Here is a 1,287-nt window from a genome sequence, read left to right as displayed (position 1 = left end):
GCGGCAGTTGGCGATCTTCTCTTCGCGCGGCCCGTAACAAAAGGCTATCATCCAGGCTTGGCCGACGTCCTCAGGATCTTTCATAAGGCCGACGTCACTTTCGGCAACTTGGAAACCAACATCTTGGATGTTCGGTCTAAAGGATGCCCACAGGCTGAGTACGGCGGTGCATATTGCGTCAGCGCTCCGGAACTGGGACCTGATTTAAAGGCGATGGGCTTCAATATGCTTAGTCGCGCGAATAACCATACGCTCGACTGGGGCCTTGAAGGCATGCAGGAGACGAGCCGCGCGCTTGATGAGAATGGAATCATCCATGCAGGCGCAGGCGAAAACCTCGCACAAGCCGGCGCCGCTCGCTTCTTGGAAACCTCGCGCGGTCGCGTGGCGTTGGTGTCATTTGCTGCAACGTTCGAGCCTATGGCTCGTGCGTGCGACCCCGCCGGCGAGGCGCCAGGCAGACCAGGACTCAATGCCCTTCGCCTGACCAAAAGCATCGTGGTCCCGCGGGAAATGCTCGAAAACTTGAGGCGGATACGCGAAGTGTTACCGGGCTACAATCCGGCCGGACAGGAGCCCAATCGGGTCGTACTTGACGGGGTGACATATAAATCGGGTGATAGAGCAGGTTATAGTTTCGAAGCAAACCCGCGCGACGTCGCTGATATTCTGCGAAACGTTCGTCGGGGCAAGCAGTTCTCCGACTTCTGCATCGTCACGAACCACGGGCACGAGCCCGGGGAATGGAGCCAGGAACCGCCTGACTACGAACAATCGTTTGCCCGCAGACTGATCGATGCCGGAGCAGACGCATACGTCGGACATGGACCGCATCAGTTGCGAGGCATCGAGATCTACAAAGGACGGCCTATCTTTTACAGTTTGGCGAATTTCTTCTGTCAGGATCTCCGGACGCCGGTAGGCGCTGACATGTTCGACGTATACGGCAAGGACCCACGGGTCGATACTGATGCCGAGGTGACGGTCGACGAGGTGGCAAAAGGATACCCGACAGCAGAAGGATTAGTAGGCTCCCAATCCGACGCGGTTTATTATGAGAGCATTGTCGCGATGAGCCGCTTTGAGCACAACCAGCTTGCTGAATTGAAGCTCTATCCAATCGAGCTCGGTCGCTCCAAAAGATTTGCCAACCGGGGAGTGCCGAGGCTCGCCCCCGCTCCGCAAGCAAGAGCCATTCTGGAGCGGCTACAGAAGCTCTCGGAGTCATTCGGGACCCAAATCGACATAGAGAACGGCATTGGATTGATCCGACTGCGGCCCAGTTCG

The 1,287-nt window shown here is 57.3% G+C and carries 1 protein-coding gene; it reads left to right on the top strand.

From position 1 onward, the window contains the following. On the top strand, positions 1 to 1,287 hold a 1,287-nt coding region (locus ABVQ20_RS40410), incomplete at both ends, for a CapA family protein (protein WP_354465425.1).

Origin of the sequence: Mesorhizobium shangrilense (assembly GCF_040537815.1) — a bacterium.
Classification (GTDB): Bacteria; Pseudomonadota; Alphaproteobacteria; order Rhizobiales; family Rhizobiaceae; genus Mesorhizobium; species Mesorhizobium shangrilense.
The sequence above is the reverse complement of the archived record's forward strand: the minus strand, read 5'-3'. Positions and strand labels throughout refer to the sequence as shown.